At 53.1% G+C, this 16,673-nt stretch carries 15 protein-coding genes; 13 read left to right on the top strand and 2 right to left on the bottom strand.

From position 1 onward, the window contains the following. Positions 1–34 precede the first annotated feature (34 nt). From QVO43_RS09385 to QVO43_RS09365, 5 genes are all read left to right on the top strand, one after another. Positions 35–514, top strand: coding sequence for an L-2-amino-thiazoline-4-carboxylic acid hydrolase (locus QVO43_RS09385; protein WP_288174892.1), 480 nt, complete (start codon positions 35–37; stop codon positions 512–514). A 266-nt stretch (positions 515–780) separates the two neighbouring features. Beyond that, a complete protein-coding gene (locus tag QVO43_RS09380) occupies positions 781–1,818 on the top strand; it encodes an ABC transporter substrate-binding protein (protein ID WP_022488258.1) in 1,038 nt (345 codons plus the stop codon). A gap of 53 nt (positions 1,819–1,871) precedes the next feature. Continuing rightward, the gene (locus QVO43_RS09375) at positions 1,872–2,966 is read left to right on the top strand and encodes an ABC transporter ATP-binding protein (protein WP_022488257.1); all 1,095 of its coding nucleotides are present in this window, start codon (positions 1,872–1,874) and stop codon (positions 2,964–2,966) included. Beyond that, a complete protein-coding gene (locus QVO43_RS09370) occupies positions 2,953–4,677 on the top strand; it encodes an ABC transporter permease (protein ID WP_022488256.1) in 1,725 nt (574 codons plus the stop codon). The genes QVO43_RS09375 and QVO43_RS09370 overlap by 14 nt, the downstream gene beginning before the upstream one ends. A 3-nt stretch (positions 4,678–4,680) precedes the next feature. Next, on the top strand, positions 4,681–5,787 hold the full coding sequence (locus QVO43_RS09365; RefSeq protein WP_022488255.1) for an ABC transporter ATP-binding protein: 1,107 nt from the start codon (positions 4,681–4,683) through the stop codon (positions 5,785–5,787). Positions 5,788–5,823: 36 nt separating this feature from the next. Here QVO43_RS09365 and QVO43_RS09360 read toward each other — a convergent pair whose 3' ends face one another. Beyond that, positions 5,824–6,399 (bottom strand): MarR family winged helix-turn-helix transcriptional regulator, encoded by a 576-nt coding sequence (locus tag QVO43_RS09360; RefSeq protein WP_022488254.1) that lies wholly within the window; start codon positions 6,397–6,399, stop codon positions 5,824–5,826. 232 nt (positions 6,400–6,631) lie between these two features. Between QVO43_RS09360 and QVO43_RS09355 the strand changes: the two genes are divergently transcribed. The 4 genes from QVO43_RS09355 to QVO43_RS09345 all read left to right on the top strand — a co-directional run bounded on the left by QVO43_RS09355 (position 6,632) and on the right by QVO43_RS09345 (position 11,127). Further along, entirely contained in the window at positions 6,632–7,816 is a 1,185-nt protein-coding gene (locus tag QVO43_RS09355) for a MalY/PatB family protein (RefSeq protein WP_022488253.1), read from the top strand. 31 nt (positions 7,817–7,847) lie between these two features. Next, positions 7,848–9,098 (top strand): dicarboxylate/amino acid:cation symporter, encoded by a 1,251-nt coding sequence (locus QVO43_RS09350; protein WP_022488252.1) that lies wholly within the window; start codon positions 7,848–7,850, stop codon positions 9,096–9,098. Between the two features lie 103 nt (positions 9,099–9,201). Then, on the top strand, positions 9,202–9,390 hold the full coding sequence (locus QVO43_RS10175; protein ID WP_369678688.1) for a helix-turn-helix domain-containing protein: 189 nt from the start codon (positions 9,202–9,204) through the stop codon (positions 9,388–9,390). A gap of 468 nt (positions 9,391–9,858) precedes the next feature. After that, on the top strand, positions 9,859–11,127 hold the full coding sequence (locus tag QVO43_RS09345) for a DUF362 domain-containing protein (protein WP_022488251.1): 1,269 nt from the start codon (positions 9,859–9,861) through the stop codon (positions 11,125–11,127). A gap of 32 nt (positions 11,128–11,159) precedes the next feature. Here QVO43_RS09345 and QVO43_RS09340 read toward each other — a convergent pair whose 3' ends face one another. Then, positions 11,160–11,963: an AraC family transcriptional regulator gene (locus QVO43_RS09340; RefSeq protein ID WP_022488250.1), complete on the bottom strand. Its 804-nt coding sequence runs from the start codon at positions 11,961–11,963 to the stop codon at positions 11,160–11,162. A gap of 255 nt (positions 11,964–12,218) precedes the next feature. Between QVO43_RS09340 and QVO43_RS09335 the strand changes: the two genes are divergently transcribed. The 4 genes from QVO43_RS09335 to QVO43_RS09320 form a co-directional block, all read left to right on the top strand. After that, complete coding sequence (locus tag QVO43_RS09335) at positions 12,219–13,541, top strand: SLC13 family permease (RefSeq protein WP_022488249.1); 1,323 nt, start codon at positions 12,219–12,221, stop codon at positions 13,539–13,541. A 15-nt stretch (positions 13,542–13,556) separates the two neighbouring features. Beyond that, on the top strand, positions 13,557–15,083 hold the full coding sequence (locus tag QVO43_RS09330) for an NAD(P)/FAD-dependent oxidoreductase (protein ID WP_022488248.1): 1,527 nt from the start codon (positions 13,557–13,559) through the stop codon (positions 15,081–15,083). 21 nt (positions 15,084–15,104) lie between these two features. After that, positions 15,105–16,355 (top strand): NAD(P)/FAD-dependent oxidoreductase, encoded by a 1,251-nt coding sequence (locus QVO43_RS09325; RefSeq protein WP_022488247.1) that lies wholly within the window; start codon positions 15,105–15,107, stop codon positions 16,353–16,355. After that, positions 16,348–16,673 (top strand): DUF1667 domain-containing protein (locus QVO43_RS09320; RefSeq protein ID WP_288174887.1); only part of this gene is annotated, 326 nt, incomplete at its 3' end. The genes QVO43_RS09325 and QVO43_RS09320, both read left to right, overlap by 8 nt.

Here is a 16,673-nt window from a genome sequence, read left to right as displayed (position 1 = left end):
AAAGAGCAGTTGGACCGCCTGCAATAAAAGGGGAGTGAAAAACTTGAAACCGCAAAAAATGGATGAACCGGTTTCCATGTTTGTTCTGTTCGCCAGATTCTTTTCCATCCTGGCAAAGAATCTGGAAAAGGAATTCGGAGAAAAAGGCCTGGAAATCTTGAAACAAAGCGTCATCGATTGGGGTGTGGCACGGGGTAAAGATATTGCCCGCAGAGCTGCCCAGAGGGGTCAGAAAAACGATTTGGCTGCCTATCTGCCCAATTATGACATGGAACGCAGTGAGTTGTTCGGATATGATACGGAATATGGCAAGGATGAAATCAACCAGGATTTCGACCGGTGCGTATTCGCCAAGACCTGGATGGACGCCGGGGAAGAGAAGTATGGCCGCATCTACTGTGAAAACATCGATCCGGCCATCTGCAAAGGATACAATGAAGACCTGGAATGTGTGCATGACCATATTATGTACAAGGATCATCACTGTACCTTCTGCTTCCGGATGAAGAAATAAAAAGATATAAGGGGCTGTGCAAGGATATGGACAGGATATGTCCAGGATTCCTGCACAGTCTTTTTTTGCTTAAGCCATTATGCAAAAGAACTGTTGGAGGTGGGCTTTATGAGAATTGAGCGATGTAGTTGTTAAATACTATACACTATCAGCCAATTTTATTTGAATTGTAAAAAACATGTAAATATTCAGTAAAAATATGGTAAAATTAGCACATAAAGTATTCTACCCGGGAAAGAGATTTCAATAAGGGAGGCTGAATTACCATGAATCTGAAGAAGTGGCTGTCTGTAGGGATGCTGTGCGTGCTTGCTGCAGGGATCAGCGCCTGTGGCGGAGGCGGGGCGATTCCTGGTTCCAAACAGGACAAAAAATCTGCAGGGAATACGGTAATGCTGTATTCTTCCATGCAGGAAGATCAGCTGAATGCCATCAAGAAAGCATTTGAAAAGAAATATCCGGACATCAAACTGGATTATTACTTTGCCGGGACGGGGAAGGTCATTACAAAAATCGCTACGGAAGCGAAATCCGGCCAGGTGGCGGCAGATGTAATCTGGGTAGGGGACCCGGCAGACTACATCGGGTTCAAGAAAATGGGAATCCTCCAGAAATACAGTTCTCCGGAAGCCAAGGCCATCGATCCAGTCTTCATCGACAAGGAAGGTTATTATACGGGGGCCCGGATGATGAACATGGGCATTGCCTACAACCCCCAGAAAGTTTCCAAGGAAGAAGCACCCAAGACCTGGGATGATCTCCTGGATCCCAAATGGAAGGGCCAGATTGTCATGACGGATCCTGGAACAGCGGGGACTACCAAATATGCTGTAGGAGCCTTGATTTCCAATTCCAAGTACGGAAAGGCCTATTTTGAAAAACTGAAGGAAAACGGCACGGAACTCCAGTCCGGGACCACTGCAACCCACAACCAGATTGCGGCCGGTGCTTATAAAGTAGGGATGTGTTTGGATTATGTCACGGAAAACCTGAAGAGCAAAGGTTCCACCATCGAATTCGTCTATCCGAAGCAAGACATCATCTCCATCTACAGCCCCATCGCCCTGGTGAAGGGAGCCAAGAATGAGGAAAATGCCAAGAAGCTCTATGACTTCATCCTTTCCAAAGAAGGGCAGGAAGTCCTGGTACAAAACAATATGCTGTCCGTCCGCAAAGATGTGAAACAGAAGGGTGTGACCATTGAGGAAATCGCCAAGAATGCCATGAAGGTGGATCTGGAGAAACTAGCTGCCAATGCCAAGAATGTACTGGATGAATTCGATGCCATCTTCAAGAAAAATTAACGTCGGAACGGACGGCAGGACAGTCTGCCGTCCGTTTTTCAGGAGGTGAAAGTATGGCCGATGTTCGGTTCAACCATATTACCTTCCACTATGGGAAAAAGTGCATCTTCGAAGATCTTTCCCTGACCGTGGAAGAAAGCCAGATCATGTGTCTGGTCGGTCCTTCCGGCTGCGGCAAGACAACCTTGGTCCGCTGCCTCTTGGGGTTCATCAAACCGGAGACAGGCTCCATTTATGTAGGGGACCGCTGTCTGTTCGACGCGGAAAAAGGTATCGACGTATCTCCGGAGCATCGTCACATCGGGGTGGTATTCCAGGATTATGCGGTGTGGCCCCATATGACCGTGCTGGAAAACGTGCTGTATCCCATGAAGAAGATGCGGCTGCCCAAAGAAGAGATGAAGGAAAGAGCCCATCATGCCCTGGAACAGGTAAGGATGCTGGGATACGAGGAACATCTCCCCAGCCAGCTTTCCGGGGGGCAGCAGCAGCGGGTGGCCATCGCCCGTGCTTTGGTGAGCAGCGATGAAGTGATCGTCATGGACGAACCCATCACCAACCTGGATGCCAAGCTGCGGGAAGAAATGCTCACCGAGATCCGCTTGATCCAGCATGATATCGGGACCACCATCCTGTACATCACCCATGACCAGGAGGCGGCTCTCCAGCTGTGTGACCGGATGGCCATCATGGACCGGGAAGGGAAGCTGTGCCAGATCGGGGAAGATGAGGACATCATCCTGCGGCCGGCCAACCGGTTTGTCTTTGAATTCATCGGGGTATCCAACTTCTTCCCTTTGGTGCGGGAAAATGGACACACCTATCTGGTGGCCGGAGAGAAATTCCTCTATGATGAATGCCCTCCGGAAATCTTTGCCAGCGGCAAGCCCATGGAAATGGGGAGCCGTCTCAACGATATGGTCTTTGACGACCAGTCTCCTATCCGGGGAAAAATCACCCGGAGCGTGTTCCTGGGAAGCGAATACGTGTATTTCATCCAGTTGGGGAACCGGGAGATCCGGATGCAGGTCAATGCCCTGGATGTGATGCAGAACAATAAGGTGGAGGAAGGCCAGGAAGTGGGTTTGCGTTTCCTCCAGCCCCGGTATTATGAAGCCAGAAAGGAGGACCATGATGAATCTGCGTAGAACCCGCCAGGGGACGTCCGATCTGGCGGCACTGGACGGAAAAACCTTCAGCCTGGATAAGGCCATGACGCTGGTCAGCTTCGTCCTGTTGTTCGTCATCGTCTTTATCCCCATTTTCATGATTGTCTACAATGCCTTCTTCTATGAAGGGCATCTGGACATCGAGATGTTCAAGACCGTTGTATTCAGCCAGGATAATATCAGTGCCATGACCCATACTGTCATCATCGGCCTCAGCGTGACGGTGGTGGGGACGATTATCGGTCTTTTCTATGCCTGGCTGCTGGGGCGCAGCGATATCCCCTGCAAGAACCTGATGCGGGGCCTGTTCATGATCCCTTACATGTTCCCACCCTTCTTCGGGGCCATGGCTTGGGATATGCTCCTTTCGGGACGGGGCGGCTATGTGAACACCTGGCTGATGAACACCTTCCACCTGGCGTCGCCGCCGTTCAATATCAATTCCCTGGGCGGCATCATTTTCGTGGAAGTCTCCTATTATTTCCCCTTTGTGTTCATGCAGGTGGTCAGCGCCCTGGAACGGATGGATCCCACCCTGGAAGAAAGTGCCCGGATCGCTGGAGCCAGCCAGGGGACCGTCATCCGGAAAATCACCATCCCACTGGTGACTCCGGCCATTTCCGCAGGGGCCCTGCTGATCCTGATTTCTTCTCTGGCCCATTTCGGGGTGCCGGCCATCCTGGGCTTCTCCAAACAGATTTATACCCTGCCTACGGTAATCTATGCCTACATCGACCGGGCTGGGGGCAGCTTTGAAGGGATCCGCCAAGGCGCGGCACTGTCCATCCTCCTGGTCTTTGTGGTCACCATGGCCCTGATCCTGCAGAAAGTGGTCCTTTCCAGCGGGTCCTATGATATCATCAAAGGCAAGAGCATGCGCCCCACCCTAATCAAGCTCCGGGGAGCCAAATATCCTCTGTTGCTGCTTGCGGTGCTGACTCTGGTCCTCATCGTGCTGGTCCCCCTCATCATGATCTTCCTGGAAGGATTGGTGAAAGCCTATGGGCTGCCGCTGATCCCAGCGAACTTCACCCTGGACAATTTCCACAGCATCATCACCAGCAAACAGACCATGGATGCCATCCAGAATTCCCTGTTCCTGTCCATCAGTGCCGGGGTCCTCTGTATGTTCCTGGGCGTGATGATTGCCTACGTGGTCATCAAAATCAAACCCAAAGGGAAGGAAATCCTGGAAATGCTGTCCGTCCTGCCCTATTCCATCCCTGGGACTGTGCTGGCTATCGGGGTCATCCTCTCCTGGTCCGGCCAATTGGGCATCAGTCTGTATAACACCATCTGGATCATTTTGGTGGCATACATGGCCCGGTACCTGAGCTTCTCTATGAAGAGCGCTTCCGCATCCCTCCAGCAGGTCCACCCGTCCCTGGAAGAAGCGGCCCGTGCCTGTGGAGCGTCTCATACGGAATCCCTGAAAGACATCACCCTGCCTCTGATCCGGCCGGCCATGGTAGCTGGGTTCTTCCTGATTTTCCTGCCCTCCATGCGGGAACTGACCACTTCCATCCTGCTCTATGGACCCTATACCCGGACTCTGGGGGTGCAGATCTTCGCCCTGCGGGACAGCGGACAGATCCCCCAGGCTTCGGCGCTGGCGGCCGTGGCCATCTGCATCATCATCATCTGCAATTTCATCGTTACCCAGATCACCAAAGACAAGAAGGGGGTGTAAAACGTGACTGACCAAATTGTGCTGCGGCACGTGACCAAACGTTTTACCACCAAAAAATTGGGCACCATCACAGCTGTCAATGATTTCAACCTGACCGTCCGGGAAGGGGAATGTTTTTCCTTCCTGGGACCATCGGGCTGCGGCAAAAGTACCACCCTGCGGATGATCGCCGGGTTCGAAGACCTGTCAGAAGGGGAAATCGAACTGTGCGGCCGCCCCGTCTCCGTCAAAGAGAAGAACATCTATGTGCCTCCGGAAGAGCGGGGATTGGGGATGGTGTTCCAGGCCTTCGCTGTCTGGCCCCATATGAATATCTTCGAAAATGTGGCGTTCCCGCTGCAGATCCGGAAGCTGCCCAAGGCGGACATCGTACAGCGGGTGAAAGAGGCCCTGCACCATACCAGCCTGGATGGGATGGAAGAAGTCTATCCCAGCGATCTTTCCGGAGGACAGCAGCAGCGGATCGCCCTGGCCCGGGCCATCGTCACCAATCCTAAGGTCATGCTGCTGGACGAACCTTTGTCCAACCTGGATCCCAAACTCCGGGAAAGCATGCGGTTCGAAATCAAGAGCCTCCAGCAGAAATTCGGCTTCACCATCATTTTCGTGACCCATGACCAGAGCGAAGCCATGGCCATTTCGGACCGGATGATGGTCTGTGATATGGGGAACATCGTCCAGATCGATACCCCAGAAAATCTGTACAACCGGCCGTGCAACCGGTTTGTCCATAGTTTCTTGGGACAATCTACGTTTTTGCACGTTTATTTAAAGGACAATCAAGTCTATGTACGGGGAGATTCAGAACAGACCTTGGATCTTCCCATCCCGGAGAATGTGGACCGGGAGATGGTCATTGCCATCCGGCCCAATGAAATCGACTTGAACCGGACCAAGGGATTCCGAGGAAAGATCGAAAGCCGGATTTTCCTCACCGATTCTACTCAGTATCTGGTCCGCATGGGCGATCAGCTCCTGAAGGTCCAGACTCCCCATCGGATTACTTTTGCCGAAGGAGAAGAATGCCGGGTCAACCTGGTGAAGGTCATGTGGTATCCGGAAGAAGATCCTGGCAAAGAAGAAGAACGGGCCAGGAGACAGTTGGTATGAAAAGAGGGGCTGCTGCGTACGCAACAGCCCCGTCTTTTATTTCTTCTTCCGCCGTCCCTGCCTTTTGGGTATCTGGTTTTCTTCGAAATCTTTGCTGATCACTCCATAGTAGACCTGCATGACCCGGAAGAAAGTATCGATCTCTTCCGGTGTGCATTTTTCTCCGATTTCTCCCAAAGTCTTGGTGATATCGATGATATCGTACATTTTGTGGGCATTGCTGGCACGGGCCCCGGCTTCCGTGGTATAGAGCCGGACCAGCTTGGCATTGTCTGCTTTTTTTTGTTTGCTGACCAGGCCGTTCTGTTCCAGGCGGGTGACAATCTGGGAGATGGCTCCCTTTGTCTTATGCCAGAAATGGGTCAGTTCCGTCACCGTAGTCCCCGGATGGTCATCAATATAGGTCAAGGTGTGGGATTCGATCATGGTCAAGGGCACCCCGGTGCCGTAATCATGGGTGTCATAGATGTAATCATCATAGCGCATGACGAATTCATAGATGATTTGGTGACGGTTGTTCAGGGTCTGGAAAGTGGTGTTGATGAAACTGGGATCTGGAGAAGCGGAATTGAGCTTTTCGTTAATTTCAGAACTATCGTTTTTTAAAAGCATGATAGAACCTCTCTTTAAATAAAAAATAAATGGTTAATACAAAAACAATATTAAGCAAAAACAAACCAAAAGTCAAGGAAAATTCTAGGAAATAAATTGATTAGAATTGTACAACAATAAAAATAGTTTAGAAACTAAACAAAAATCATTGACAGTGTTAGAAAAATCAGATACAATAAAGCCATCAGAAAAGTTTAAATACTAAACTAAAATAAAGAGAGGAAATGAAATCATGGGACATTACGATTTTGACAGGATCATCGACCGGAAGAACACCAGCTGCCTGAAATATGACTTCGGCATGCAGCGGAAGGGACGCACGGATCTTTTGCCTATGTGGGTGGCGGATATGGATTTCGCCCTGCCGGAAGAGATCCTGGAAGACTTCCACAAACGGATCGACCACGGGATCTTCGGTTACACGGATCCGGATGCCGAATATTACGCAGCGCTGGACCGGTGGTTTTCCGTCCATCACGGCTACCACATCCAGCCGGAATGGGTGACCCTGGGCTGCGGAGTGGTCTATGGCTTGGCCACCGGGGTGAAGGCATTCACGGAGCCGGGGGATGCGGTGCTGATCCAGCAGCCGGTGTACTACCCCTTCCGGGAAGTGATAGAAGACAATGGCCGGAAATTCGTCAATAGCCAGCTCCATTATGAAAATGGAAAATATACCATAGACTTCACTGATTTTGAGCAAAAAATCGAAGACAACAATGTAAAAGTATTCTTGCTGTGCAGCCCCCACAACCCGGCAGGACGGGTGTGGTCGGAAGAAGAGCTGACCCGGATGGGGGATATCTGCCTGAAACACGACGTAATCATCATGGATGATGAGATCCACTGCGATTTCGTCTATGCTCCCCACCATTTCACCAGCTTCCTGACTTTGTATGAAAAATACCGGAAGAACTTGGTGCTGTACAATTCTCCCAGCAAGACCTTCAACGTGGCAGGTCTCCAGCCGGCTAATATCATCATCCCGGATGAAGAGCTGCGGAAGCGTTACCGGAAAGCCAATGCCGCCGCCGGCTACAGCCAGGGTAGCATCATGGGCCAGGTGGCAGTGAAGAGCTGCTACACCAAAGGGGATGAATGGGTGAAGGAACTGGTGGAGTACATTGCCGGGAACATCGCCTGGGTCCGGGATTTCGTGAAGGAAAACTTCTCCAAGGCTACCTTTGTAGAACCGGAAGGGACCTACCTGGTGTGGATTGATTTCTCCGGGTATGGGTTCACCGATGAAGAGCTGGAACACCTGGTGGTGGATGAAGCCAAACTGTGGCTGGATTCCGGGAAGATCTTCGGACCGGCTACCGCCCAGTTCGAACGGTTCAACATGGCCTGTCCCCGGTCCACGGTGGAAAAGGCCTTCCATCAGCTGAAAGACGCGTTGGAAAAACACTGCCGGTAAGCCGGGAAGCACACAAAGGAGTTGTTGCATCATGGGAAAAATCTGGAAAACCTATAAATCTTCCTTCCTTTTGCTGGCATCTATGATCATTGGCGGCATCGTCGGGATGTTCTGGGGAGAAGGGGCAGAAATCCTGCAGCCCGTTGCCGATACCTTCCTGAATCTGCTGTACTGTTGTGTGGTCCCGCTGATCTTCTGTTCTCTGACTTCTGCCATTGCCAAGATGGACGACCTGTCCAAGCTGAAGAAAATCATGGGCTATTTCCTGGCGGGGACCTTCATCACGGGCATCATCGCCTGCCTGTTCATGATGATCCCGGCGGTCATCCTGGATCCCGGCAAAGGAGTGGTGCTGGATATGTCCAAGGATGTGACCAATGCTTCCGGCAGCCTGAATGTGCTGGGGATGTTCACCGTAGGGGATTTTCCCAAACTGTTCTCCAAAGCCAATCTGATGGCCCTGATCGTGTTTACTGTCATTTTCTCCATTGCGGTGATCATGGCCGGTGAAAAAGGCAAACCCATCGTCCGGGCCATGGACAGCCTTACCGCCGTCATCGTGAATGTGATCAACATCGTCATGAAACTGGCGCCGCTGGGGTTGGGTTGCTATTTTGCCATCCTGATCGGGAAATACGGCAATGAAGTGATCGGTCCCCTGTCCAAAGGCATCATCCTGTACCTCTTTGTGGTATTGGCGTACTTTGTGGTGTCCCAGACGGTGATGGCCTATCTGGGCGCCGGTATGGAAGGAGTCCGGGCCTGGTGGAAAGGGGCTGCGGCTCCTACCCTGACGGCCCTGGGGACTTGTTCTTCTGCCGCCAGCCTGCCCATCAATCTGCTCCATGCCAAACAGATCGGGATCCCGGATGATGTGGCCGACCTGGCCGTTCCTCTGGGGGCCAACCTCCACAAAGACGGCGCCTGCATCATCCAGATTTTGAAGATTTCCCTCCTGTGCACGGCTTTCGGCATCAACTATGCCACCCCCCGGAACCTGATCATGTCCATTGTAGTGGCCGTCATTGCTTCCATCGTCATGGGTGGTATCCCGGCGGGAGGATATGTGGCAGAAATCTTCATCGTATCGGTTTTCGGATTCCCCACCGTTTCCATTCCCATCATGGTGCTGATCGGGACCATTACCGATGCTCCCGCTACCGCCATCAATGTAACCGGAGATACGGGCCTGGCCATGATCATCGCCCGGCTGGTCCACGGCAAGGACTGGCTGAAACAGGCCGAAGGAAAAAGAATGGCAGCGACCATGGAAGCTACATGAAAAAAAGGAGCTGTTGTGAGCTGCCCCCCAATTGTTAGACCAAAAATCTAACAATTGGGGGGCAGTTTTTTATGGCAAAACACAGCTATGAATTTAAGAAAAAATGGTACTGGAATATTTGAACAGTGACGAAGGGTGTATTTCTATTTCACGTAAATATGGGATGACAAGCAGTAGCCAGCTGCTAAAGTGGGTTGCTGCTTACAAGGCATTTGGTGATAATGGACTGAAGAGATCCCGCTCTCAAAAAATATACTCTTTCAAAGAAAAACTTTCTGGAGACTGCGTTTAGAGGACGAAGCAAAAATGAGAGAGTTGCGAAAATCATCTCCAGTCTCCGAAGATCATTCAAATTGAAAGACCTTCTCTCCTATACTCAAATGCCTAAAGCGACCTATATGTACTGGCAGAAACGGTTTGACCGCGTGAATCCAGACCAGGAAGTAGAGGACAAAATACAGGAAATCCGCAGCCAGCATAAAGATTATGGATATCGGCGCATGACCGGTGACTGGGCTGGAAAAGTCCTGTTCAATACAGGCTTCCTTTGCAGGCAGCATAAAAAAGTAACGAGACAGTAAAAACCATCTCGTTACTAAGGTCTAACTTTTTGGGGTCACATCAGGGGACTGGTTGCTTCCACCGTTTTTTTTTGCACGATTTGTCAGGATTTTTGCCTGTGACAGTAATTTCGGAAAATTCTTCCATGATATACTGGACCTGCTGTGGAATCGGAATTTGGCAGGGAGGAGGAATTGCCATGAGTTCACTGGAAGAAATGCTGCAGGGATATGAAATCCCGGAGGTGGTGAAAATCCGGACCATCTTTGACCGGACACGGCTGGAAAATCCGGAGGAAACTCTGTTGGCACGGCTGCGGGCCAAAAATCTGCCAGTTCTCCCGGGACAGCGGATTGCCATCACAGGGGGAAGCCGGGGAATTGCGGATTATGTGCCTTTGATGCGGGCGGCCGTCCGGTATCTGAAGGAAATGGGTGCCGTGCCTTTTATCGTGCCGGCCATGGGCAGCCACGGGGGTGCAACGGCGGAAGGCCAGGTGGAAGTACTGCGGAATCTGGGGATTACGGAAGAAAGTGTGGGAGCCCCAATCGTTTCCAGTATGGAAGTGGTGGAAATCGCCCGGACGGAACTGGACCTGCCGGTGTACCTGGATAAAAATGCCTGGGAAGCGGATGGTATCCTGCTGTTGAACCGGGTGAAGACCCATACCTCCATTTATGGCCGGTACCAGAGCGGGCTGGTAAAGATGCTGGCCATCGGACTGGCCAAGCATGTGGGAGCCGCCATGACCCACAGCCTGGGTACGGACTACCTGAATGACAACATGGCCCGGGTGGGCCTGACGGCACTGGACCATGCCAAAGTGGTGGGCGGCATTGCCGTCATTGAAAACGGGTATGACCAGCTGGCAGATGTGTATGTGCTGAAAAAAGAAGAAATCAGAGAGGAAGAACCGAAAATTTTGGAACGGGCCAAAGCCATGGTTCCCCGGATCCCTTTTGCACATATGGATGTGCTGATCTGCCGGAAACTGGGAAAGGAAATCTCCGGTACAGGGATGGACCCGGCGGTGGTGGGCCGGCCCATCAACAACCGGCCCAATGTGGGTCCGGATGTAACGGAACTGGGGATCCTGTCTCTCACGGCCAAATCGGAAGGCAACGGGAACGGCATCGGCATGGGAGATTTCATCAGCCGGCGGCTGCGGGATGCCGTGGATGAAAAAATGACGGTGGTGAATGCTTTGACTGGCATGAAGCCCTTTACGGCCCGGATTCCGCCTACCATGGATACGGATGAGCTGGTGTTCAAAGCCTGCATCAAGGCAGCGGGACGGATCGCTCCGGAAGATTTGAAACTGTGCATCATCAACAGCAGCGGGGATCTGCGGCATATCTGGGCCACCAGAGCGCTGGCGGAAAATCTGGATCCTCATAAGGGAGAACTGGCCGGAACGTATCAGAAGGTGCATTTTGATGGGTCCGGAACATTGATGCTGGAAGAATAGAAAAAGGGGGTGTGAATTTTTTCACACCCCCTTTACGTATGGTCCCTGATGAATTTTTTGGGGGACTGGCCCAGTTTGCTGGTGAAGGTGCGGATGAAGTGGGTATAGGTCTGGAACCCTACGGCCTTGCCCACTTCTTTTACTTTGCCCCCTTTTTCCAACAGGGAACAGGCCATCTGGAGCCGGTACATGGTCAGATAGCTGCCGATGGTGAACCCGGTATGTTCCCGGAACACCTTGCACAGCCGGGACTTGCTTACATACAGGTGGGCGGACAGGTCTTCCAGGGAAATCTCTTCCCGGTAGTGGCCGTGGATGTACTGGAGGATCTGCTGGACCAGGCTGTTGTATTCTCCGGAACCGGGCTGCCGGGCAGGTCCTCTTGCCTGCAGGATCCGGGCAATGATCAGGATGAAGTGGAACAGGAGCAGATTTTGCTGGATGTCCTGGCCATAGGCATCCGGAACAGGCTGAAGCAGGGACTCCATCAGACCGCTGATCTGGGCCAGTTCCTGGTGGGTCAGCTGGATGGTCTGTGGGGCGGCCTGGAACAGGGATTTCAGATTCGTCTCCTCCGTGGACAGCCGTTCCAGGACGGAAAGGGGAAACCGGATGGCATACCGGCTGGTGGTTTCGTTGGCACCGCAGAAACCGTGGTGGATTTCAAAGGGGTGGATCAGGAACAGGCTGCCTACATTCAAAGGATACTTCTGTTCCTGGAGAAAAAAATCACCGATATTGTTCAGACTGATGTAAATTTCCAGCTGGTCATGAAGATGGGGACGGGGATTCACATTATGGTCTCCCCAATAGGCATAATAGAGACAGTGTGTCATAATGAGCTTCCTTTTAGCGTAATGGATTCTTTTTTCATGATACGTCAGATGGAAGGATTTGTAAATCAAAGAAAAAGCTGCTGAATCATATCATGATTTTACGCTCGATTGGCAAATCTTCGCCGGATGGACTAAAGGAATTGACGGTAAAATTCTGAATACTCTATGATAACTGGCAGATGGCCCTGCTGATATCCAGCAGGGGTGCCAAAAGGATTTCGTGGAATTTTGCAGAATGCAGAAGGGAGCAGAAAAATGAGTGAGATTACAGTCTGTCTGATCATCGCCGTAGTGACGATGATCCTGTTCATCGGCCGGGTGTTTCCCATGGCCCTGACTTCGGTGCTGTGCGCCCTGGCCATGGGGATCTGTCTGCCCAGTGTGAAGCTGTCCGCCATATACAGCGGCTTCGGGACGGCTCCGGTGTATATGATCGCCGGGATGACCATTGTGGGGGATGCCCTGTTCCAGACAGGGGTGGCCCAGAAAATCGGGATTACTCTGAGCCGGATGAAAATCTTCCAGAATGAACGGGTCTTTACGGTCATGGTGGTTGTGGTGTGCACTCTGATGTCCGCTTTTATGAGTGATTCGGGCTGCATCGCCATGTGGATGCCCATCATTGCAGCAGTGGCAGCCGGGTCCAAGGGAAAGATCCGGTCCAAGATGGTGATCATGCCTGCCGGCATTGCCTGTATCGTAGGGGGCGCTACCACCCTGGTAGGGTCCACCTCCCAGAATACAGCCAACAGCTTCCTGATGCAGGTCCCCGGCTTTGAAGCCGGCATGGGGGTCTTTGACATGACTTCGGTGATGTGGATGGTGGATGCCCTGATGGTCCTGTATTTTGCCACCATTGGCTATACCATCACCAAAAAGACCCTGAAGCCTGGCTCTCCCCATTTCGATGACGGGAATGTGTTCGCCCAGAGTTCGGAAGAACTGGACAATGTGCCCCAGGCGTCCACCCGGAAGCAGGTGATTTCCGTGTTCACCCTGCTGCTGTGCATCCTGGGCTTCATCCTGTGCGGGTTTGCTCCTTTCAACAAGTATCTGAACATCGCCAATGTGGCCCTGATCGGATCCTCCATCCTGTTTGTGACGAAGACCATCGACTACAAAACCACGCTGAAGAACATCAGCTGGGACGTACTGCTGACGGTAGGTTTCATCGCCACCCTGGGGGTGGCCCTGGAGAAGACCGGAGCCGGGAAACTGATTGCGGAACAGACCCTGGCATTCTTTGGCGGAGAGGATGCTTCCCTGAATGTGATTCTTTGCGTCATGTTCGTTTTGGGCAGCTTCCTGACCCTGTTCATGTCCAATGTGGCCGTATCCGCCATGCTGGCCCCCATTTATATCCCTCTGGCCCAGCGGATGGGCCTGAGTCCGGTGCCGTTCATCATCCTGATTGCCATTGCGTCCAATATGGCCATTGCAACGCCCATCGGGACGCCGGTGAACATGCAGATTTTGCCGGCAGGGTATAAATTCAGTGATTATGTGAAAATCGGCGGCCCTCTGTGGCTGATCTTCATGATTGCCGTATGTCTGACCGCCAAGGGTATTCTGTTCTGATGGGAGAGATGAAAAATGGAACTGTATGATGCAGTTGTTGTGGGTGCAGGGGTTGTAGGCTGCGCCATTGCCCGGGAACTGTCCCGGTATGATCTGAAAATCCTGGTACTGGAAAAGGAATTGGACGTGGCTACAGGGAATTCCAGCCGGAATACGGGGATGCTCCATGCAGGATTTACTTACAAACTGGGAACCCTTCGGGCCAAATGTTCCGTGGAAGGGAACCAGGAATTCGACCAGGTGTCCCAGGAACTGGGGGTTCCTTTCAAACGGACCGGGAAACTGGTGGTGGGCTTTACGGACCATGACCGGGAAAATATCCTCCGGTTCAAGGCCAATGGGGAAGCCAATGGTGTCAAAGGCATCCGGATGGTGGATCCGGAAGAAATGCACCGGATCGAACCCAATGCAGGAGGAAATTTTGCCATGTACGTGCCGGCTTCCGGCATCCTGGACCCTATGCAATACACTATTGCCCTGGGGGAAAATGCCTGCAAAAACGGGGCGGAGTTTTCCTTCGGCTCCCGGGTTATCGGCATCGAACCCCTGGACGGAGCCCGGCAGCAGCAGGTGCTGGGCCAGGCGGAAAAGGGCAGAGTATACCAGATTACCACCAACCGGGGGATGGTCTGCAGCCGCTGGGTCATCAACAGTGCCGGTGCCTATGCAGTAAAAATCGGTCAGCTGATGGGATATCCGGCAGTGCCCCAGATCGGGACCAAAGGAGAATACTATGTGCTGGACAAAAAAGCAGGAGCCTTTTTGAAGACACCAGTGTACCCGGCTCCCAACGACCGGGGCGGGTTCGTGACTCACGCCACTCCTACGGTGGATGGGAATATCCTGGTGGGACCGGACTGGTACACCACCACCGGACCGGAAGATTATGCCAACCAGCAGCAGAGCCTGGACCGGCTGTTCCAGGATGGCCGGAAGATGTTCAAAAAGATGGAACGGCAGTACTTTATCCGGAACTTTGTGGGCATCCGCTGGCGGAACTGTGACCCGGTGACCAAGGAACCCCTGGATTTCCGGATCATGGCGGATCCGTCCATTCCCCATACGGTGAGCCTGGTGGGCATCGAATCTCCCGGGGTGACGGCGGCCCTGCCTCTGGCCCGGCGGGTAGTGGACATTTTGGTGGGAGAAACAGAGAATGAAGGAGGCAAAGTCACAAAAAAACAGGACTTTGATCCAATCCGGAAGCCCATCCGCCGCTTTGCCGAAATGAGCCTGGAAGAAAAAGAAGCGGCCATCCGGGAAAACCCTGCTTATGGGCAGGTGTTCTGCCGGTGCGAAAATGTTTCCAAGGCAGAAATCCTCCAGGCCATCCACAATCCTCTGGGGGTCCATACCCTGACCGGCATCAAGAACCGGACCCGGTCCATGATGGGCCGCTGCCAGGGGGGGTACTGCCAGACCCGGATCACCCAGCTGCTGGAACAGGAGTTGGGAACAGCGCCGGAAGATCTCAGGTATCAGCGGGAAGGCGGCTGGCTGTTCACCGGAGAAGTACGGCCGGAAACCAAAGGGGAGGAATGAAGGATGGAAGGAGCCAATGGAATGAAACAGGAACAGAAAATCCGGCAGGCGGATGTGGTGATCATCGGCGGCGGACCGGCCGGGCTTGCGGCTGCTGTTCGGCTCTATGACCAGGGGGTCCGGGACATCCTGATCCTGGAACGGGAGCATCAGCTGGGAGGAATCCTGAAACAGTGCATCCACGACGGGTTTGGACTGACCCGGTTCGGAGAGACTCTCAGCGGGCCAGAATATGCGGACCGGTTCATCCGGGAAGTACAGGACAGGGAAATCCCCTACATTACCGATACCACGGTGATCCAGATTACTCCGGAGCATCGGGTTTATGCCGCCCATGAAACGGGCATGGTGGCGGTCCAGGCCAGAGCCGTGGTGCTGGCCATGGGCTGTCGGGAACGGACCCGGGGGGCTCTGGCCATTCCGGGGACCCGTCCGGCCGGGGTCCTTACGGCCGGTGTGGCCCAGGCCTACATCAATCTCCAGAACCGGATGCCCGGCAAAGAAGTGGTAATCCTGGGATCCGGGGATATCGGCCTGATCATGGCCCGGCGGCTGACCCTGGAAGGGGCTCATGTGAAGGGTGTCTATGAAATCAATCCCATTCCCAGCGGTTTGCCCCGGAACATCGAACAGTGCCTCCATGATTATGATATTCCCCTCTATCTGAGCCATACAGTAACGGATATCCGTGGCCGGGACCGGCTGGAAAGCGTAGTGGTGGCTCAGGTGGATGAACATCTGCGGCCCATTGCCGGGACGGAAGAAGAAATCCCCTGTGATACCCTGATCCTTTCCGTGGGACTGATCCCGGAAAATGAACTGACCCTGGGGGCCGGGGCGGTGCTGGATCCCCATACCCAGGGTGCCCTGGTGGATGAATTCTGCCAGACGACGGTTCCCGGACTGTTTTCTGCCGGCAACGTGCTCCACGTCCATGATCTGGTGGATTTTGTTTCCCTGGAAGCGGAAGGCATGGCGGAGGGAATCCGGCAGTATCTGGAAAATGGACTGCCCGGGGCGGTCATCCCGGTGTGCTGCGGAAAGAATATCGGTCATACGGTTCCTCAGCGGGTCAGTGGACAGAAGGATTTCCGGCTGTCCCTGCGGGTGCGGCAACCTCAGCGGAATGGCTGGCTGACAGTGAAACAGGGCGGGCAGATTCTGGTGCGGAAAAAGATTCCCAACGCACTGCCGGCCAATATGATCGAACTGGAGGTTCCCTGCAGTGGGCTTTCTGCAGAAGGAGAAATCGAGGTGAGCCTGGATGAATAAGGAAATGACCTGCATCGTCTGCCCCAACGGATGCACGCTCAAACTGGATTATGAGATCCGGGAAGGAAAACCGGTGCTGGCTAAGGTGACGGGGAATCTGTGCCCCCGGGGACTGGAATATGCCCGGCAGGAACTGCTGGCGCCCAAACGGACCATTGCCAGTTCCGTGCTGGTGGAAGGGGGAGAACTGCCTTTGGTCAGCGTACGGACCCGGGGTGCCATCCCGAAAGAAAAAATCTTTGCCGTGATGGAAGAAATCCGGAAATGCCGGGTAAAGGCTCCAGTAGCGGCAGGAACGGTGCTGCTGTCCAATGTACT

Origin of the sequence: Acidaminococcus sp. CAG:542, assembly GCF_000437815.1 — a bacterium.
In the GTDB taxonomy this organism is placed as follows: domain Bacteria; phylum Bacillota; class Negativicutes; order Acidaminococcales; family Acidaminococcaceae; genus Acidaminococcus.
The sequence above is the reverse complement of the archived record's forward strand: the minus strand, read 5'-3'. Positions and strand labels throughout refer to the sequence as shown.